This window comes from Xanthomonas sp. CFBP 8151 (genome assembly GCF_011761885.1).
Lineage (GTDB): Bacteria > Pseudomonadota > Gammaproteobacteria > Xanthomonadales > Xanthomonadaceae > Xanthomonas > Xanthomonas arboricola_B.
In genome coordinates, this window is sequence record NZ_JAASQZ010000004.1 from 330,155 (window position 1) to 350,044 (window position 19,890).

At 56.6% G+C, this 19,890-nt stretch carries 15 protein-coding genes and 1 pseudogene; 10 read left to right on the forward strand and 6 right to left on the reverse strand.

The features are described from left to right. Nucleotides 1-158 precede the first annotated feature (158 nt). The 6 genes from FHT08_RS18240 to FHT08_RS18265 all read left to right on the forward strand — a co-directional run bounded on the left by FHT08_RS18240 (nucleotide 159) and on the right by FHT08_RS18265 (nucleotide 7,458). Nucleotides 159-761, forward strand: a complete 603-nt coding sequence (locus tag FHT08_RS18240; RefSeq protein ID WP_166776184.1) for a TnsA endonuclease N-terminal domain-containing protein — start codon at nucleotides 159-161, stop codon at nucleotides 759-761. Further along, a complete protein-coding gene (locus FHT08_RS18245; protein WP_166776186.1) occupies nucleotides 758-2,668 on the forward strand; it encodes a Mu transposase C-terminal domain-containing protein in 1,911 nt (636 codons plus the stop codon). Before FHT08_RS18240 ends, FHT08_RS18245 begins: the two co-directional genes overlap by 4 nt. After that, nucleotides 2,665-3,552: a TniB family NTP-binding protein gene (locus tag FHT08_RS18250; RefSeq protein ID WP_166776188.1), complete on the forward strand. Its 888-nt coding sequence runs from the start codon at nucleotides 2,665-2,667 to the stop codon at nucleotides 3,550-3,552. Before FHT08_RS18245 ends, FHT08_RS18250 begins: the two co-directional genes overlap by 4 nt. A 5-nt stretch (nucleotides 3,553-3,557) precedes the next feature. After that, a complete protein-coding gene (locus FHT08_RS18255) occupies nucleotides 3,558-4,586 on the forward strand; it encodes a TniQ family protein (protein WP_243849085.1) in 1,029 nt (342 codons plus the stop codon). A 575-nt stretch (nucleotides 4,587-5,161) separates the two neighbouring features. Beyond that, entirely contained in the window at nucleotides 5,162-6,076 is a 915-nt protein-coding gene (locus tag FHT08_RS18260) for a hypothetical protein (protein ID WP_166776190.1), read from the forward strand. 104 nt (nucleotides 6,077-6,180) lie between these two features. Next, nucleotides 6,181-7,458 (forward strand): hypothetical protein, encoded by a 1,278-nt coding sequence (locus FHT08_RS18265; protein WP_166776192.1) that lies wholly within the window; start codon nucleotides 6,181-6,183, stop codon nucleotides 7,456-7,458. Between the two features lie 81 nt (nucleotides 7,459-7,539). Here FHT08_RS18265 and FHT08_RS18270 read toward each other — a convergent pair whose 3' ends face one another. After that, nucleotides 7,540-8,400 carry an HNH endonuclease signature motif containing protein gene (locus FHT08_RS18270; protein ID WP_166776194.1) on the reverse strand — a complete coding sequence of 287 codons (861 nt, stop codon included), beginning with the start codon at nucleotides 8,398-8,400 and terminating at the stop codon, nucleotides 7,540-7,542. A 624-nt stretch (nucleotides 8,401-9,024) separates the two neighbouring features. Between FHT08_RS18270 and FHT08_RS18275 the strand changes: the two genes are divergently transcribed. Together FHT08_RS18275 and FHT08_RS18280 are read left to right on the forward strand one after the other, a co-directional pair. Next, complete coding sequence (locus FHT08_RS18275; RefSeq protein ID WP_166776196.1) at nucleotides 9,025-9,408, forward strand: hypothetical protein; 384 nt, start codon at nucleotides 9,025-9,027, stop codon at nucleotides 9,406-9,408. A 737-nt stretch (nucleotides 9,409-10,145) separates the two neighbouring features. After that, nucleotides 10,146-10,673, forward strand: coding sequence for a hypothetical protein (locus tag FHT08_RS18280; RefSeq protein WP_166776198.1), 528 nt, complete (start codon nucleotides 10,146-10,148; stop codon nucleotides 10,671-10,673). A gap of 191 nt (nucleotides 10,674-10,864) precedes the next feature. On the opposite strand, the gene FHT08_RS18285 is transcribed toward FHT08_RS18280, so the two are convergent. Further along, entirely contained in the window at nucleotides 10,865-12,760 is a 1,896-nt protein-coding gene (locus FHT08_RS18285) for a hypothetical protein (RefSeq protein ID WP_166776200.1), read from the reverse strand. Between the two features lie 380 nt (nucleotides 12,761-13,140). Between FHT08_RS18285 and FHT08_RS18290 the strand changes: the two genes are divergently transcribed. Together FHT08_RS18290 and FHT08_RS18295 are read left to right on the forward strand one after the other, a co-directional pair. Next, complete coding sequence (locus tag FHT08_RS18290) at nucleotides 13,141-13,749, forward strand: hypothetical protein (RefSeq protein ID WP_166776202.1); 609 nt, start codon at nucleotides 13,141-13,143, stop codon at nucleotides 13,747-13,749. Between the two features lie 3 nt (nucleotides 13,750-13,752). Then, complete coding sequence (locus FHT08_RS18295) at nucleotides 13,753-14,907, forward strand: XRE family transcriptional regulator (protein ID WP_166776204.1); 1,155 nt, start codon at nucleotides 13,753-13,755, stop codon at nucleotides 14,905-14,907. Nucleotides 14,908-15,021: 114 nt separating this feature from the next. On the opposite strand, the gene FHT08_RS18300 is transcribed toward FHT08_RS18295, so the two are convergent. From FHT08_RS18300 to FHT08_RS18315, 4 genes and pseudogenes are all read right to left on the reverse strand, one after another. Further along, entirely contained in the window at nucleotides 15,022-16,095 is a 1,074-nt protein-coding gene (locus FHT08_RS18300; protein WP_166776206.1) for a serine/threonine-protein kinase, read from the reverse strand. Beyond that, a complete protein-coding gene (locus FHT08_RS18305; RefSeq protein ID WP_166776208.1) occupies nucleotides 16,092-17,150 on the reverse strand; it encodes a serine/threonine-protein kinase in 1,059 nt (352 codons plus the stop codon). The genes FHT08_RS18300 and FHT08_RS18305 overlap by 4 nt, the downstream gene beginning before the upstream one ends. A gap of 2 nt (nucleotides 17,151-17,152) precedes the next feature. Beyond that, complete coding sequence (locus FHT08_RS18310) at nucleotides 17,153-18,301, reverse strand: PP2C family serine/threonine-protein phosphatase (protein ID WP_166776210.1); 1,149 nt, start codon at nucleotides 18,299-18,301, stop codon at nucleotides 17,153-17,155. 722 nt (nucleotides 18,302-19,023) lie between these two features. Then, nucleotides 19,024-19,887 (reverse strand): annotated as a pseudogene (locus FHT08_RS18315) (magnesium chelatase domain-containing protein); the annotation flags it as partial. Nucleotides 19,888-19,890: the final 3 nt, after the last annotated feature.

Below are 19,890 nucleotides of genomic sequence, written 5' to 3' on the forward strand. Positions count from 1 at the left end.
TGCAAATAAATGCTCTGACGAGGATGATTCCAGCAAATAGAACGACCGAGTTACTGCAATAGAGGCGACTGCCTCTGGGATGCTGTCTAATGGCGCGACTGAGTTCTGACACCCCTGCACGTGAGCTCCGGACAAGCCGGAGAAGCCTGACTGGGCGCGTGACTCTGGGCGATGGGGGCGTAGCCGCCTTTGAGTCTTCGTTAGAGCGCGATTGGCTGCTGGCGCTCGACTTCGACCCCCGTGTGCTAGCTATCCAGGTCCAGCCCTTCTCTCTCCAATACGAGCATCAGGCAGCAACGCGCCGCTACACGCCGGACGTGCGAGCTGACTACAGCCTGGCATCTGGTATGGCCACATTGGTGTATGAGGTGAAGCCTCACGGAGAACTGCAGGAAAACTGGTCGGTATACCGTCCGCGGTTCAAGGCCGCCGTCCGTTATTGCCGGAGTCACGGCTGGCGCTTCAAGGTTGTGACAGAACGGCACATCAGAACGGCGCTGCTAGATAACGCCAAGTTCTTGCGCCGCTATCGACTACTGCCCGAGCAGGATCTTTATGTGCAGCAGCTGCTGTACACGCTTCGGGCACTCGGCATGACCACGCCACAGGCGCTCCTGGCAGCTGCCTATTGGACCGAAGAGTCGCGCATGGCAGCGTTGCCCATGCTATGGAAGCTCATTGCCACTCGCCGGCTCGGTACGGATCTCCAAATGCCGCTCACGATGAGCGCGCCCATTTGGTTGCCAGGGAGCGGGGGATGAGTGGCATTTCCAAAGCGTTCTTCTGTGCCGTACCCGGCCAGCTGGTCGGATATGGTGATCGACGCTTTCGCATAACCCATCTACTGTCCGTCGACAGCGTGCTTGCAGTCGATATAGAAAGCAACGAGAGCCAGCGCCTGCGGGTGGAGTCGATTACGCCGCTCGCGCCGGAAGTAGCAAACGAGTCCCGGACTGAGATCGAGCGCGACTTAGCGCAGTACAGCAAAGATGAGTGGGCAGAAGCCCAGCGGCGTTTCGCTGCGATCAAACCATTGCTCGTAGATCCGCTACGCACGCGCGCTATGGTCGAGAAGCTCGCTGAGAAAGAGCGTATCCACACATCGACCTTGTATAAATGGTTAAAGCTTTACCAGACCGCAGGGCATGTCTCGGCACTGGTCCCGGAGAAGCGCGGTCGCAAGAGCGGCACGCTGTTGCTCCGCGACGAGCAGGAAAAGGTGATTGGCTCTGCCATTGAAGATGTGTATCTGAGCAAACAGCGTCACAACAAACAGGACGTTGTAGATGAGGTGATCCGACGTTGCCGTTTGTCCAAGATCGAGGCGCCCAGTGCGAACACGATCCGAAGCCGCATCGCCGCTGTGGAACCTGCGCAGGCACTACGCCGCCGCGGGTTTCGAGACCTGGCGCGGAATCGCTACGAGGCAATCCAGGGTGCCTTCCCGGGTGCAACACACCCCCTTGCCGTCGTCCAGATCGATCACACCGAGGCGGACGTTATTCTCGTGGATGAGGTACATCGTCAACCCATCGGGCGTCCCTGGTTGACGCTGGCAATCGATGTGTACAGTCGCATGGTCGCAGGCATTTACGTCACCTTTGAAAAGCCAGCGGCGATTTCTGTAGGCATGTGCCTGGCGCACGCGATCTGTCCCAAGCGGGAATACCTGGCCGAGCTCAGTGTGGGCGGTGAGTGGCCGGTGTGGGGCACTATGAGCGTGGTCCATAGCGATAACGGCAAGGAGTTCCGAGGCCAGATGCTTAAGCGGGCCTGCGAGGAGTACGGCATGGACCTGCAATGGCGTCCGGTCACGCTCCCGCACTTTGGCGGCCACATCGAGCGGCTAATGGGCACTATGGCCAATCAGCTGCGCAAGCTGCCAGGCGCAACCTTCTCCAACCCCCAGCAGCGCCGTGGTTATGACTCCGAAGCTATGGCGGCACTGACACTCAAAGAGTTTGAGAACCATCTAGTTGACTTCATTGTCAACGTTTATCACCAGCGCGTGCATTCCGAGCTGGGAATGTCGCCAAAGACCAAATGGGGCCTAGGCATCCTGGGTGATGCAAACTCCACGGGTACCGGCATATTCCCTATTCCGGAAGATCCTTTACGGATCCATCTGGACTTCATGCCGTTCTTCCATCGTTCGGTGCAGCAGTACGGAATCCAGATCGACAACATCAGTTACTACGATCCTGTTTTGGATCCGTACGTTAGCGCCGTGGATCCGGACAATGCCAAGGCCAAGCGCGAATTCTTGATCCGACGCGATCCGCGGGACATCAGCAAGGTGTACTTCCTGGATCCCAAGGACGGCCGTTATACGGCACTGCCTTACCGCAATATTGGGTATCCGGCGATGAGTGCCTGGGAGCTGAGAGAAGTCCAGGCGCGACTGAAAGCCGAAGGCCGTCGTGGTGTGGATGAGAACCTGATCTTCGAGGCCTTGGAGCGCATGCGCTCCAAGGTCGCCGAGGCCAAACAGAAGAGCAAGGCGGCCAGGCGACAGGCCACCCGCAACCCCGCCACTGCCAATCACCACTTCCCCAAGCCCGCAGCGGCGTCTTCAGTGTCTTATGTGCCGGCGCCAACGCCTACGATTGAGCCGGATCCGTTCGATGAACCCATCCGGCCCTTCGATGAGGTCTCGCTCGTCCGATGACGCGATACAGCCATCTTACCGCAGCCGTTGCGCAGGCCTTGGAGCTGCCCAAGTCCGAGCGGATCACGTTCTGCCAAACCGATCGCTGGATCGGCTACACCAGGGCAACGCAAATCCTCGATCAGTTGGACCAACTGCTGACCTATCCGCGCAGCCTAAGGATGCCGAACCTGCTGGTGGTCGGACGCAGCGGCAATGGCAAGAGCTCGATCATCGAACACTTCACCAACCGGCATCCCGTGCAGATGACGGAGTCAGGTTCGCCGATCGCACCGATCCTGCGCATGGAGATGCCAGAGACGCCGGACGAGACGGAATTTTGGTCGACGCTGCTATGGTCATTGGCGATCTCACATCGCGAGAAGGATCCGGCCTCGATCAAGAAACGACAGGCTAAGTCTGTCTTGCAGTATGCCAGCGTGCGCCTTCTGGTGATTGATGAGTTCAACAATCTCACAAATGCTGGCAAAGCCGCTGGCGATCTGTTGGCCGCTATCAAGGGGCTGAGTAACGACCTGAAGATATCGATCGTCGCAGCCGGCACTCAGGCGGCGATCAATGCATTGAATTCCGATCCGCAGATGAAGTCGCGCTTCGAGCCCACCGCGTTAGATCGTTGGAAGCTTAACAGCGAGTATTTGCGTTTCCTGGCTAGCTACGAACAATTGCTGCCGCTCGCCGAGCCCTCGAAACTAGCGAGTCGGGAGCTCGCGCCCAAGCTCTACGGCATGGCGGGTGACACGATTGGCGGCACAGTGAAGTTACTCAAGGCTGCATCGGCGCACGCCATCAATACCGGCATAGAGCGCATCACACCGAATGTCTTGGATGACCTAGGCTGGACGCGTTTAGGCGACTGGGACGCGGTCGCGCGCGTGGTGTGATTTAGATGCATTGGCCGCTGCCTTTGGAACCACACGAAGACGAGCTGCTGAGCTCGTTCCTGGTCAGGTCTGCACACCGTCATGGCTTGTCGCCCTACCGCTTCTGCGCATTCCACTTTCCGGGTGCTGCGGTCTGGAATCGCGACATCGATCGCTCTGCATCGGACGCGCTGCTCGCGGCGATCGCAGTCAAGGCAGGAATAACGCCCGCGCGCGTGATGCAGATGACGCTGCGCAGCTTAGAGGGCAGTTTGGGAAAGGATTTGGCACGCGGATCAGCACCTTGGATCAATAGGGTCGGTATCTATCATCGCCTGCGGCGACGTTGGGGCTTGCAGTACTGCCCCGACTGCTTGGCAGAACGGCCTATACTCTGCCGAGCCTGGCGTATGTCCTGCATGGTGGCGTGCAGCCGACATCGGCGGCTTCTCCAGGACGCTTGTCCACACTGCGATGCTCCGTTGGCCATCCACCGGCAATTGCTCTCATCTCAGTTGTGTCATCACTGCAGCCGCGTGCTGGGTAGGACGCCAGATGAGTTGAATGTGTCGATTGACCCGGTGCTTCGAGCACAGTCTTACTTTAAGTGTGTCCTACATAGTGGCACTGCGGAGATTGGTGGTCGGTCTGTCTGTAGCGATGACTTGTTTCATGGCGCTCGGGTGCTGGCCAGTCTTCTGGCGCCTGCCTGGCTTCCGCAAGATCCTGCCGAACATTGCCGGCCGTCGCTTGAGCAAGCCCGTGTACAGGCTCGGGCCGGCGTCGTGCTCCGCGTTGTCCAACTGTTGGCCCTGTGGCCGTTCGGATTCAGGCAGCTCGCTAGTGTCCAACATTTGACGCAGAGAAGCTTTGCACGCAGATCGTTGCCAGATTGGTTGAAGTCAGCGGTGGACGAGCTGCCGGCAGGACGGACACGCCACGCCCTGCCTAGACAACACCACTCGCTGCGAGCCAAGTTGGAACAGGATCGGCGTCGTAACGTGGATTGGCGATCCGCACGCGCAGCGCTGCTGTGGCAGGCCGCGAGCAAGTGAGCATCGATTCTAAAGGGAAGCGGTACTGCGATGAGTGCGGCCGCACGATCGTCAACGCCCACCGCCTCCATAAGGGGATGGAGTATTGCGCGTCGTGCTACCCGCGGGTTTTTATTCCCATGCCATGCGCCCGCTGCGCGCGTCCGACGCGAATTCATCGGTACGCTACCGCCGAGGCCATCTGCCGGCAGTGCGATCGGGAGACTCGCAAGTGCCTTCGTTGCGAACGTCCAGTGCCAGAAAAGGCGGCTCGACTAGTGGACGGGCGGCCTGTGTGCGGTTCGTGTGCGCCTTACTTCCTGCAGCCAGAGCCTTGTGCGTGGTGTGGCTTGGAGTGCGTCCATCTGTCCCGGGCGCCACGCCTTGGGATCGATGACAAGATCTGCAATGCCTGCCGTAACAAGCTGACCCATCGGAGCTGTGGGACCTGCCGGCGGTATCGGCCGGTGGCGGGACTGTTGTCTGACGGCAAGCCTCACTGCGAGGCGTGCACGCCTGGGGCACAGCAGGTCCACGCATGCCCGGGATGTGGATCGATACTTGCGGGTGATGGTCAAGGTCGATGCACCGCGTGTTTGAACCGGGAGCGCATCGAGCGTGATGCTGCAGTCCAAGTGATGGCGCTGGAGCGAGATTGGTCACGAGCTGCGTATCTGGGCTTTGGTCAGTGGCTGCTTGCGGCGCTGCCCGATAAGCCGCATCTGGCTAAGGTCTTTGCTAGCCATTTCCCTTTCTTCGCCCGGTTAGATGTCTCGGTAACTAATCCGGGCACGTTACGTGGCAACGGCTTGCTAGAGAGATTCAACGTCGCCGAGTTGAGAAGGCATGTCTTGCCAGTGCGCTTCCTCGAAGCGCTCCACGGTGCCAATCTGGACGAGGCTGCCAAGGTCGAGCAGGTTGAGCGAAGTAGGATCACGGAAAAGCTGCTGGTGTCGCGGCATGCGCCCTATGCGGCAGTTCTTAAACGCTACGTTGGCTGGCTGGACGACCAACGGACGCCGACGCGGACGATCCGCCTCTATCTGACGGCTGCAAGCCAGTTGTGTGCGGTCGAGGCGCTCGGCGAGAACGGGCAGTGCAGTGACGCCCAACTGCAGCACTTCCTGCGCCGGCATCCGGGGGCGCGGGCAAGTCTTTTCCGTTGGCTCACCTTTGGTCGAAAAGTCCTGGGCTGGGAGGTAGCTATGCCGCCGCGCAGCTCTGCTAAGGATGAGGCGCCGAGGACTGTGCGAGACCTGTCCGTGCTCTTGGCGAAGATCGAGCGGGTCGGCTTGGAGCAGGCGCCTGTCACCCTGCTTCGGAGGGCAATCGCAAAGGCATTCGGATTTCAAGCGGTGAGAATGACATCAACAGTCTGGTCTCTGCGCATTGAAGGACGCGAGATGTACCTATCTGATGCCAGGGAGTCATTGCTGGTTCCCGAACCAATGCGCAACTTGGTAAAGGCGTGGATGCGCCGCGTGGCGAACTCTGATCACCTCGATGACTGAGCCTGTTCTAGCTTCTCCCAGCTAGGGAGTCTGTGCAAGCTCCGCCCGTCCTAGAAAAGGCAGTAACATCGTGGATTGGCAGAGCGCTGGCTGGTACCGCTACGATGGATGAGAAGAAAACGTTTTTCGATCGCACAAGCGAAATGGAACGCGCCGCCTTGGTTGCGGCGATGGATACAGTGGGGGCGCAAGTGCAGCGCCAGTTTGCGCCTAAAGCAGGCTCGATCTTTGCCGACCTGCAGGAAAGGCAAGATGCCGCCTTGCGCGCGGCGACCGATCCGGCCTCGATGCAGGTCGAACGCCTGCTTAAATCGAATGCAAGCTCAATCTTAGCGCAGCTGCAGGAAAGCGAGGCTGCTTTGCGCGAGGTGACCAATCCAGTGTTGACGCAAGCTGAGCGCCAACTCTCGGTCACTGATCTCGCGAGTACTCACGCCATATCGCTTAGAAACCTGTTCGCCAATCGACCGCGCTTCGGAGATTTTGTGGCTGAGGCCGCTCGCCACGCGATGCCAGAGCAGCTTAAGATTTTTAACCCGGAGAATTATCTTCCGATGTCTGCTCACCAGCCCATGCTGGAGCAGCTTAGAGTTTTCAACCGAGAGAATTATTTTCCGGTCTCTGCGTTGGCAGAATCTTTAACTGCCAATCGCGATATCTCGCTGAGGGGCGTGTTAGCGCAACATGCCGAGATACTCGAATCCTTGAAGTTTCCAACCGCCAGTCTGCAAGCTTATGCAAAGGCGATGAGCAATCTTTGGGATGGCTCCGCCTCTGGCGATGTGGGCGGGGGCTATGCCGAAGAGAGCGAAGTCCTGACGCCAGGCCCTGCGGGGCTGACAGTAAGAGACGAAGCAACAGCAACGCTCCATAGATCGGTTGTTGCCGATGCATCAGAGTTGTGGGCAACGCTCCCTGCGGAGTCGCGTCTACTTATCATCCTCGCGGTGATTCAGTTGCTCATGGCGCTTCCGGGCGCTTACAAAGATAGCAGAGACCTTTTGCGGGAGGACACAGCCACAACGAACACGCAAGTGCAGACGCTAATAGATCTAACGCGCAGCAATCAACTAGCTTTGCGGCAGCTTGCAGAATTAGAATTGCAAACAAGCAAAACGCATGCTGACTCAGCACGCAATCAGGCTCTGATTGCGGAAGGTTTGCGGTTCTTCACAAGCAAGTCAGCCGGACGACCCTGCCAAATTGTCGTCGCTACTTCACTTCGAGCGGTGGAGCCCGGAAGGGCGGTGAAACACAAGGCGCTTCCAGGGCAGATTGCGCTGTGTCTCGAACATAAGGGCAGGTGGCTTGAGATCATGTATGACGGGCCTGAGGGGCCCGTTCATGGGCTGGTGCTGAAGAAACACACACGGTGGGACTGATGCCCGGTCCGCTTCGTGGAGGGCCACGCTTAGACAATACTACTGCCTGAAATATGAAGCAGTACTAGAGAGCAATGTGACTCATTCGTCCAGGGACGAGAAATCCAAGTCTCTCCAGAAGGTATCGAAGTCGATCTTTTCGGCCTTGGCGAAAGCGGCTAGATCTATCCACAATGACCATCCCTCCGCCGGATAGAGAATCACAACACACGGTGCCGGCCAATCGGCGGTGTCGTCCAGTGAACCCAGCCCGTAGCTCTCAAGCAACGTACAGTTCGCCCTAATCTCCTCCGGTCTCAGAGAAAGAGCCTGCTGGATGTCAGCAACGGCAATCATGTACTTTCCCCACTCCTCACGCACAGCCCCGGTATCCTTAACCTTGTATATGCGCTCGGCAACGGCCCCGAGGAAGTTACGTGTTGGCTCGGGGACGCGCTCGAGCTGCTTGGCGTACGCGAGCAATGTCTTGACAGACTCTTCCAGCTCGGGAGGGTTCACATGTTGATGTAGAACGCGATTGAAACGTTTCAGATTAGTCGCCGGCACCACTTCGTTCCCATCGGTGGAGTCATTGATGGAGCTGGCGATCCTCCCGCCGATGTCCGTGAACTTCGCCTCGTGCTTATTTTTGATGTCGGCAAGCACGGAAACGGTGAACTGTTTGATGTTGTTGGTTTTTTTATGATGGGTTGGACACATCAGCATCAGATTGGAGATTTCCCGATTCTGCTCATTCGTGCGAGCCGGGTTGAATCTCTGCCCACCTGCCTCGGCCGCCTCGATATGGCAGACCTCGCCGATGAAGTCTCCATCCGCATCGACCATCGGCTTGTCGCAGCCGGTGAAGCAGCACCGATTGCCCGACAGTAGGTACAGCTTGCGAAGCACAGCGGGCTTAGGGGCCAGCCTGGTAACCGTCTCACCGCTGTTGTTCAATGCCACGTTGCTACTCCCCACCCAGTTGCTCCAATTGTGACTCGTGGTAGCGCTCGCGCATCAGCTCTGGCTCTCTGGCTCTCTGGCTAGCTGGCTGTCTATGTGCACCATCAGATTATTGAAGCGGAACAGGGGACCAGTTACGGCTCCTACCGCTTTCGTCAGCGGGGCCATCCTCTGAATGAGGCGCCTCATATCAGCTGGACCCACCATGTCGCCTAGCGGGAGTGTTGGCGCAATCCCTAGCGTGCCAAAGACATCTGTTTTCGCGGCGTCTTCGGAAGGTTCTTGCGGGAATTTAGGCAGGCCTGGCTGGCTCATCATGTCGCTCGTGTAGTGATCCAGCGAGGGTATCGGATATGCTCCGTCCGCAGCCGAGGATTCGGCGGGCTGTATGCTGGGAGCCAGTCCAGGCTGCGCGAGGGCGAGCATGGCTTCGCGTAGGATTTTTCCGTTTTCTGAGATGGCCCAGCAATGCCAACCCGCAGCATAACCAGAATATGGGCAGACCATGTCCAGGATCGTGTTCGTTACACTCTAAAGCACCTTCATCCCGTATTCGTTTCATTCCACGCGCCGGCGCGGCCCCCAGCACCTGGGCATCCGGGAAGGGCCGCCCGGGATTTCAGGGTGCGCGTTGAATATTCCCATCATTGCTTTAGCAACGGCGTCGCCAAGGTTCCGGGTTACAACCCGGATCATCTTTACACCTGGGCCGAGCGCGAAGACGACCTCAGGGTGTTCTGCCCGAAACGCTACGAAGACAGTAAGGAGCTGCCGCAATTGATCGCCGCCCTTGATCAACGCAATGTCTATCCAACACGGCATCACAATCATTTCGCCGTGAAGCGCGTCACACCGGAAGGGCATTACTCCATTTGGTTCCGCGTGGTGCGCGGTCGAAATTTCTTGTTGTTAGTTGTTGAAAGCGCTTATGTCCGTCTGGACATGGACGAGCAAATCGCACGCTCAGCTGCTACAAAGCTGATAGACGTCTTGGTCAACACTAAATGAGCAGACAGCAAAAAGCCCGCGTGAGCAGGCTTTTTGTTAACAGCATGGTAGTGCGGGCCGGAGTCTCTTAACCCCACTCTGGGTGGGACCTCCCTTAGAAGGTGGCCAGCTCCCCCTATACACCGGGTCGGGAGAGCCTGTAACTGCTCAAGGGCAGTGGCGCTATATTGGGCACTCATGTCGCTCCCGTCAACTACAAATGACGCAAACATCAACAAGCGATTCAGGCTCCAGGTGAGCTGGTCTCACTGTAGGTGAGATGCTTGTCACCATAAGCACATTGCCCTTCGTGCGCTTGAGGCGGCTAGCCTGGGAGCTCGTCTAATACCATAAGTAGCTATGCGAAAGCATCTCGCAGGGGCACTCCAGCGCTAGGGTGCCGGTTCATGCTGCGTCGCCAAGCATCACGTAACTGAACGGCATTAATGGCAGTGCAAGGGTTAGCAAAGCAGCGCATACCCCTTGCAGATGTCGTACGGGATGCGCCTGCCATTGAACGCAGGGCAGGGTGCGAACACCCAGAAACAGCGGTGCATGAATACGCCTGTCCCGCAGATGTAACATGCAATCCAACCTGGTCCAACGTCCCGCACCGGCATCCACAAGCGTCGCAGATGCCTGGCGGGCCAAAGAGCCCGGGAGCCAGTGGTGGACGTGTCCGGTTTCCCACGACGGGCACTTCATGCTCTACCGGTCTCAGGCGCAGCGTCCTGGACCCACCTTACTTTGGAAAGTGTATGTCAGAAGATCCGTCACAACCTGCAGATGAACCAGTCATCGGGCCAGGCGGCCACCCCATTCTCCTCCACACTCCCGAAGACTTCGCTTCTGCTTTCGTCAACGGGTGGGTCGTCGACGGCCGGAGTGGGGGGCTGGTTCAAGGAAGGCTGCACAGCCAGGGGCACGTGCTCATGATTAGCCCTAGCAGCCCCCTGGGCACCTACGAATTCGTGGGCTACATGGAGGGTGGTGAGTATTTGATGAGCGTGGAGGCGACGGCAAAACATCGTCTCAGGATCGAGGAGATCAACAACGACAAGTCCGACGACGGTGCGCAACTACCAGACCCGCCTCCAGGACGGACCATATTCATGCATGCGGAACCACACGATAAGTTGCTGGTGATAGGGCAGCAATTTATCGTCAACCGAATGTCGACCCGAAATCATTTCGCAGAACTTGTCGCCCTAAATGCTCCTCACGTTTACTACAACGGCCAGTTTTTTCAGGATTACATCGTTGCGGCAATAGCCGCCTTGGAGTGAGTTCAATCAGCTTCGAGTAAAGCGCGATGAGCTCGCATCCATTCGACCAATAGGCATCTGCGATGTCCGCTTTGGCGTCCGGCGCACTGGTGCCGGTGTCCCCGCTGGAAGGTCGGGCACGTGCTTTGGCACATCGCGGCGCTTGACCGGGTTCCAGCGAATAGACGGTTACGGCATATCAAGGCTGCAAGTTAAATGGCCCACTTCACCAGGAAGCGCCGCAGCGAGTTGGGATCGATCTCCGAGTTATTATCACCCTTATAATGGTGCTTGTAGCAGTGCGCAGCCTCCGATCCGATTTCATGTGCTGCCGCAGTCATTGCCTGCCGGAGGTTGCGGCCTTCGGCGCGGGCGATCGATTCGACCAAGTGTGACACGGCGACTTGTTCGTTTGCGCCTGTGCTGGCGACAAGGGGGGAGAGTACGCCCCCTTCTGTCGTTCTGGTTTCGATCTCGAACCAGTAGCCCACGTAGTCTCCAATCTCGATGCGCACGACCAGAACACACCGAGGCTTGCCTGGGCTGCGTTCGGAGCCTGCTCCTCGTGCGCGTTCGAGCATGCGCCAGCCCACACTGGGCCATCGCCCTGTGCGCCGCGCGGTCTCGTCAAGGAAGTTCCAACAGCTTAGGCCACCGCACTGAGCCATCTGCGCAGGAATCGCTGGCTGAAAGACGGTGTAGCGCTGCAGGTCACCCGAGCTACGCAGCATCTCGAAAGCATCGAGTAGATAGCGGAAGCGATTGACAGGGTCGCGCACCAGCACCTTGTGATGAGCCGGGGCGGCATTGCCATCCTGGTGAGTGCGCTCGCCGCCGGACGCAGCATCTGGCGGTGGTGGCGCAGGACGAACGTCGCCGTCGCTGTATAGCTGGCTCCGATCTTTGGTGAGCTTCTCGGGTTCCTCACCGTCTAGCCACGAAAAAGTGTCTTCTAGGGTGATTGCATCGCTCTGGGCTGCAGAGGCGTCGACCGCGCTGGTAGTGACTAGGTCTTCACCCGCCGGCTTCCCGCGCACTTGGCCCGCATAAGGTCTGTGGCCCTCTGCGGGCAGTTGCTCTTTGCCTTTATCCCCGCTGTTCAAGCGCCCCGCTTTGATCGGCGGCGTGTAGCTCGGCCAACTGCTGCCCAAGATCGAGGTCACAAGAAACGACTGTTTGTGTACCACCGGCTTGCCGCCTCCTTCCTTACGGCCCAGACGCGGCGGCAGCATGAAACCCTTGACCTGCAATCTCAGCGGCTTGGTATCTGCCCGGAATGGGATTTGCGCGCTGGCGAACCAGGGCCCGTGCGCGCTTCCATGACGATCGAGCAGCATCCCGGTGTAGATCGATTCGGCGCGAGCAGCTGCATAGTCATCGAAGTACAGCAGCGCCGCTAACCGAGCAAAGTCATTGTCTACGTGCGTTTGCAGGATGACATGCCACGCCCCTGTTACTGGATCGATTTTGGTCTCCAGCCCAGACTTCAGCTGGCCTTCGTAGACGATCCTGCTTCTGGTCTGCGCCCAAGGACCGCTAGTGAAGGCATTAGCCAGCTCGCGCTGTATCGCGTAGAACCTTTGAAAAATCAGTGCCCTTGGGATGACGTACTCAATGCCGGCCGCATCGACAAAGACCAGGCAACGTGAGGCGGCAAATTCCGTCTGGATACCGCCGAATTCTCGAGAGAGCAGTTGTTTGTACGGATAGGTCCATCCCGCAGGCGCCGGTAGCTCTTCCCCGATCCTGATCTCATGGCAAGACAGCTCAGCATCGGCCAGGGCGAGTGTCGCCTGACGGGTGGGCAGCTCACCGACAAGATGCTGGCCTTGGTACACGCGGCCGATAGCCAGATGCGGCAGTAGGCCTGCATGCACGGCCACGGAGGCGTAATGCGCTTGCCCAGCGTCGCTCCGGTCCAGCGGAAGCAGGGCAACAGCGCTATCGCGCGTGAGTCGATTTAGGTCGCTATGGCGCTCAAACGGAAGTCGTTGCAGCCGGACGGTGACCGAGGTCGAGCGGGTCGTCAGGTGCGGTAGCGTGAACTTGTCTACCCATTTGACGAGCCGGTATGCGTCGTCTTTGGGAAACTCCTCAATGATCGGCATGGAGCAGCAGGGTTGAGACCTTAGTTATCTTAAAGATAACTCAGTCGCGAATTATGTTGGAGAACTGGGCCGGCCCGCCAAGAGGCAATCTTGCCAAGCCTTCGCTAAAGATCATGGTCCCGTCCTACGACCAAGCCACCGGCTTCTCAAGCCGGGACCGAACTGCCCGGCCGCCCGGTTTTTCACAAGCTTTATAGTGGGCATGGGAACCGTCTCGCCTAGACCGACCTGGCGACTGCTCCTTACTGCTTTCACGCTGTCCGGTCAAGTGAGCAAGCCTCTCCAGCAGGATTCGAGGGAGGAATTGCCTGTTGACAAGTTGGCAAACTTGCATAAAGATGGCTGGGACAAATTTGCCATTCTGCATAAAGGCCCACCGGATGAGTCTTGACAGTTCCCCTTGGAATCATATGCCGCAACTGCAGGGCGCTCGCTTGCGTGTGATCGCTGAGCTTCTGCTTGAGACGCTTTATGACACTGAGTTGGAGTTGTCTGGAGATCTCGACGACAACTACGTGCGCGGCACAGCAACCTTTGGGCGGCAGCGCAACGCAATAATTCGGACTTGCCAAGAGAGCCGATATGATTGGATCAAGCTCACCCATGCTGGCATGGATGTAACGTTCGAAATCGAAGGCATCCCATGCCGGTTCTTTGCAGATGACCCTATTAACCCGAAGAAGCCCGGCTTTTATCGCCGTAACGATGCTGATCGGTTGCTATTTGACGTAGAGGCAGGCAAACCAGAGCTATTTCGGTTTATCGTCGTCAAGCCGGAAACCTTGGACGAAGAGGCTGACGTGCATTTCATTGGCTATGACGCCAATCATGAGTTGGTTTTCTTGTGGAAGTATTCCCAGAGTACTCCTGCGTTGGTTAGCGTTGACAATACCAGGGTTGATGCAGTGGAGTTGCCGCCTGTCAGGGCTACAGTTCCCAGGGTCCAGTTGGAAGATCGCGCCGCGGGCGACAATCGTCCCAAGGAATAAGCTATGCAGCAGTTTGTTGGCGCCAATGTGCGATTGGCGCGTCTCTTCCATGGATTGACAATGGAAGACGTCGCTGTGCGCATCGGTAAGACGCGTCAGTACGTCCACAAAGTAGAGACCGAGCAGATCGAGCCACCTATGGCGGACGTTGAGGCTATTGCTTCTCTAACGCAGGTCCAGCCTGCGTTCTTTTTTTCTGCGCCTGTCTCACCAGTGACAGAAGAGCAATGCCACTTTCGCAAGCGGATGAGCGCACGCGTGGGCGTCAAGCAAGTTGCACTCGCCAAAGGCGAAGTATTCAGGCGTTTGGTCGGATCGCTAGACCGCCAATTGGACTTGCCCGCCAATTCTATTCCGCAGATCGATGTCTCTAGTTTGGTGGAAATTGAACAAGCGGCAGAGCAATGCCGCCGGGTATGGGGTCTAGGCCTAGGGCCGATCAACAATATGACCCGTCTTGCTGAGCACGTGGGGGCGGTGGCAACGTCATTTAGAGGGGTTTCCAGAGAAATCGACGCATACTCCATCAGTGCGGCGCGTCCAATCATCGTATTGAATTCCGAGGAGTCCTCTGCGTGCCGGCTTCGCTTTGATGTTGCGCATGAACTTGGCCATTTAGTGATGCATGTAGGTACTGTCACGGGTGATCGGAAGACCGAAGGGGAAGCAAATCGGTTTGCGGGCGCATTTTTGCTGCCCCGCAGTTCCTTCGTTAAAGAGTTTCCCAAGTTGCGTGGGCGTCATCTCAACTGGCAAGGTCTGGTTGACATGAAAATGCGGTGGAAGGTCAGCAAGTCTGCTCTGCTCTACCGCGCGAAGCAACTCGGCTTGATTTCCGATGATCAGTACACTACGGGAGTTATCCGTCTTAGCCGTGGGGGCGAGGCGCGAGGTGAAAACGAGGATCATTTGATTCCCCGGGAGGTGCCGGAGTTGTTTTCCCAAGCTATTCGCTTGGCGTACACGCATTACCGCATGAGTTTTGATGCGTATTGCGAGTCGCTTAATCTGACCGCCAGTCTGGTAGAAGAGTTTGTCGTTTCGCCTAGTGTCACTCCCCCTGAATTGCCCGTCGTGTCTGCGAACGGCGGTAATGTCGTCTCTTTGGAATTGCGTCGGCGCGCGACAGCCGCTTCGTTGTTACGAAAACGTGGCTGACACGTTAAAGATCCTGTAAAGCCAGTTCGATTCCGCTGAAAGAATTTTGAGTTTTATCAGCTACTTATACGCTTCGCCCCGGTGTGAATGAGCCGGGACTGAAGCCGTACTAGCTTATTTTAATTTAACGATAGGATAAGCTCGGGGCGCTCCACCTCCTAAATAACTAGAAAACATAACTTTGTCTCCGAGCTTGGGCGGGGTCGGGCCGTAAAAACTTTCGATATGAAAGAAGGCTTCATTGCCGCCATCCACATTGATGAATCCGTACTTGCCGTAGTCCATGCGTCGAATAGTTCCAAATAGTCTAGGGGCTGAGTTGTAGCAAAGCGCTCCGCACTCCATAACTAACTGGTCGGCGCGTGGCCGTTTATCAGGATCACGATTCATGCATTCTAACGACAACCGTAGTACCTGCTCTGCAAGGGCGGAGAATTGAGGGTTGGCTGTGAGGAATCGAGGCGGTTTTTCGATCTCGCCTGATGTGATTCTTCTGACCGCACGCAAACCGGATCCGAAAGGGGTTACGCCGGTCAAGATGTGATATAGCATTGCGCCAAGCGACCAGATATCAGCAGCAGTTGTGACATCTTTAGGAGTCTCGATCGCTTCTGGTGCCATATAAGGGAGAGCTCCAACGGCAGTCTGGGACATTGACATGGTACCTGTGCCACCTTCCGCAGCTTCTTCTAATTCTTCTTTTGCAAGCTTGGCAATTCCGAAGTCAGTCACTTTTACTTCCGTCATATCATAACCACCCGCAACCATCACGTTCGATGGCTTTAAGTCGCGATGAATTACATTGACGTGATGAGCTGCTGCTACGCCTTTGGCGAGATGATGGAATGCTCTGGCGGCTAAATATGGATCAAGAAATTCTGTGTGCTTTAGTAAGGCGTGCGATAGGTCTTGGCCAATGATTAGCTCTTCAATGAGATAGCGGAAATCTCCCTCCCTTAGATAGTCAAGCGTCTTAGCAACGTTAGGGTGGTTGACCTTTGCGGCCACGATTGCACTTCGTCGAAATCGCTTAGTCGCTGAGCTATTCTTGGGGGTCTTTAGCGCTACTTCTCGTCCTGTTAGCGTGTCCCGAGCCAGATAGACATATTGCATACCTCCTTCAGCCATGTAATGGCCAATCTCATAGCGACCCCCAATAAGGTCTCCTGCCTTCAACGGTCCGCTCACAAAACAACCTCCGGCGACGCAAGATCGAAAGTGACGTAGCGGCGGTCGGAGCCTTTGTCAGGAGCTCCAAGCGCAACGACGCATGATCCTGGAAGAATTTGGCCTTTCGATGTTCTTCCATAGTTGATGAAGACATCGCCCTGAACGTCTGATACCAGAAAGTCCATCCCATCGTAGGTAATTTCTATGCTGCCCATAGCTGGTAGGACTGCGGATACATTACGCTTGGATGAATTAAGATATGACGCTTTCCCTTTATAGACAACTAGCGCCTGATGGCGATCAAACAATAAGAGCTTTGCAAGCAAATCCCGAACATCCCTCATACTCGGTCGGGCAATTGGCTTTTTTGAGAGGCAGGACATAATTAACGGGACGATGTCGGGAGCGATTCCCAGAGCTGCGGCGTCAAGGTAGTTAGCCGGCATAGCTTGCGGAGGTTGTTCCCCAAGCTCCTCAGGAATGGTGCGAGTGATCAAGAAGACAGCGCAAACGCCAAAGGCGTAGGTGTCGACCGCGGCACTGAATTGAACATTTGTGTCATAAAGTTCAGGTGCTGCAAACCATTTTGTTCCTACAAAACCCATTGTCGAAGCGGTTGGCCCTTCGTTTCGAGCTAAACCAAAATCAAAGATTTTGACGATATCTTCTGCGTCAATCTTCATATTGTTTGGCTTTATATCCCGGTGAATTATTCCTGCCGCATGAACGTCGGTTATTCCCGAAGCAATTTGCCAGAGTTGTTTATATAGTCCTTGAAGATCTTTAGGTTTCTTGCTGTCATCGAAGAGGTCTGCTCCCTCGATGAACTCCTGAACGATTCCGATGTCGCCATCATCTAGGCGTATAATGTCGTACACTTGAACTACGTGCTTTGATCGGAGCTTTAGAAGAGCAGCTATTTCATCAATTAATCGTCTAGTTTCCGCAGAATCCTTCATCACTTTAACTGCGACTTTGCGCTCAAGGATTTCATCCTCACATGGGTAGACGGTTCCCATTCCGCCAGACAGGCCGCGATCTATGACTTTGTAGCGCCCTCCCAATTTTCTCATTGTCAGTCCTTTTTATTTGAAAATTCGAGCTGAACTTGTGGAACAGTTGTACCTCGCTCCGCTGTGGGATTGCGCTTCTTTGCTTTGCTCTTTCCGGCCTTGGATTTTAATTTTAAAGGTTTACGATCATCCCCTTTTGGAGTGGGCGGAGAGGGTGCAGCATTGAGATCCTGAGCTTCTTCAGTCTTCACTGTAGCCGTCGCTCTTGAATCTTTTTTCTCGATACGATCTGATTGATGGATTGAGTGCTGGTGTTCAGATGCTAATGAGAAGCGAATCTCGCCAAAAGCGTCCCATACATCTAGGCACGGATACATAGGGCCACGTTCGTAATCGGAAAAGTCTAGCGATAAAGCTACAAGAGTTGCGTTGTCAGGCCCCCCAGCCCAGCGTGCCAAATCAGTTAGTCGTCGCGTGGTTGAACCGAGGTCTGGCGAATTTTGGATTAAAATCGATAATATTTCTGAGCTTGAATCTATGAAGTGAATTCCATCTGTGGTAAGAAAGGCAGTGCTATCAAATGGACAAGTTAGCTTCGATACATTGAACTCGATTTCGCCATCGATTCCAATGTATTGAATAAGTTTCCCCTGTTCGCCGTCAGTGCCTGCGCGACGGCCCAACTGGCCAGCAATGGTATCGTCGGTCGATATCTGGAGTAGCGAGTTTCTCGCTGATATATAAAACCGACTGTCCCCTATACTTGCCCAATAAAAGCCGTCATTTTCAGTGATTAGTAGCACAACGAGCGTGGCACCGCCCGCCCCCTTATATGTTTCACGCACTTTCTCATGCGCGCTCTTCACTGCTTCGTCTGCCCAGACTACTGGAGGTAAACCTGATGTCGATTTTCGCTGAATAGTATCAATTACTGCGCTAACTGCCAGCGCAGCGCACTGAGCGCCGTGCTTCAAGCCTCCGATCCCATCGGCGATTGCTGCAACGATGTATTGCTGTCCTAATCCATCGCGTCCGCGTGCAATGGCGGCCCTGTCTTGATTCTCCTTTCGCACTGAACCTATGTCACTACCAAGTGCTGCCGAAACAGGTAAGACTCTTCGTATACCTGATGGTGGGACACGCCGGAGCAACCAGTCTTGTAATTGAACTAGCAATGTAGCTGTCTTGCTTTCCATGGGAATCATCATCATATATAGCCTCCGATCATAGATCGATCATGTCTCACGAGCAAAGATGCGGAGGCGGAGGCGGAGGCGGAGGCGGAGGCGGAGGCGGGGGAGAGGAGGGGCTTGTCCCCAGCCTTTGACGGTCCAGAGAGAACGAAGAGCAGGACATGATCATCCCAAGTAGTTAGGCTCCTCGCTAACGCGCAAGACAGCTTAGCTCAATGTTCCAGCGACGCTGCTGACGCGAAGTCCCTTCATGCTTTGCTCAAGCCGGCTGTATCCGATAGATATCAGTAACACGATCTTAGGACCTGTGTGCGGTCTCCATGGAGGTGCTTCAAGGAATTCCACCTTGGAAAAGTACTACTGAGCGTTAGGCGCGCTGCAACCATGTCGTTGGTCAGCTGCTCTAGATCAGCGAGCCTGTAGAGCAGTTGCATGGTCTTTGGCTTGATTGCACTGACTTTGCCAATGCACGCATTCCCAGCTTATCCATTCACCATTGTCCGAGGCGCCGTCGCCGTGCTGGATTTCGAATCCTGTCATTGAGAAATGGAGACCGGTTAGGGGCTTTGGCAACAGGGATAGATCACCAAGCTATCGGAGATCGTGTAGGTTGTGGCTAAGCAAAGATGCAAATTCCGCGTAGCCTCGTCCAAGATTCGCGCCAGAGCAGTGAGTGCTATCTGCTCAGCTCGCTTGACTCAGTCAAGGCAGTCTCTTTAATAGATGGAAAGTCGCGTAATTGGCTGGAATTCACAACCTCCACCGACCAAGGCGACCGCACTGGCGGTGTGATGCGGGGCTCGGTAGGGCCGCTGTCGCCAGCGTGCCAGATCCAGCCCGCGGCCGCTGACCGAGGTAATGGCAGCGGTTTCCAGTGCCTCGGCTTCGCTGGATTCCGGCAACAGGCCGGGCAGGCGCGAGGCGAGCAGGGTCTTGCCGCAGCCCGGGCTGCCGACCAACAACAAATGGTGAGCACCGGCGGCGGCGATCTCCAATGCGCGACGTGCGTGCGGCTGGCCACGGACATCGGCCATGTCCGGCAGTGCACGCGCGCCGAGCGCCGGGATCGCCATTTCGGCAGCAGGCGCGCGTTGGCTGCCATTGAGCGCGGCGCAGACTTCCAGCAGCGTACGCGCGGTGAAGGCTTCGACGTGTCCGGCGATGGCCGCTTCGGCGCCATTGGCCAGCGGTACGATCAGCCGTCGCCCGGCTTGCGCGGCAGCCAGGGCGGCCGGCAACACGCCATCGACGCCGCGCAACTCGCCGGTCAGTGCAAGCTCGCCGAGAAATTCGTAATCGGCCAGGGTTTGGCGATCGATCTGCCCGCTGGCGGCCAGGATGCCGAGGGCGATCGGCAGGTCGAAGCGGCCGCCTTCCTTCGGCAAGTCGGCCGGGGCCAGGTTGATGGTGATGCGCCGGGCGGGAAATTCGAATTGTGCGCACAGCAGCGCCGCACGCACGCGTTCGCGCGATTCGCGCACCGCGGCCTCGGGCAGGCCCACGATCTGGGTGGAGGGAAGCCCGCCGGAGAGATGCACTTCCACCCGAACCTCAGGCGCATGCACCCCCACGCGGGCACGGCTGTGCACCAGCGCCAGACTCATGGT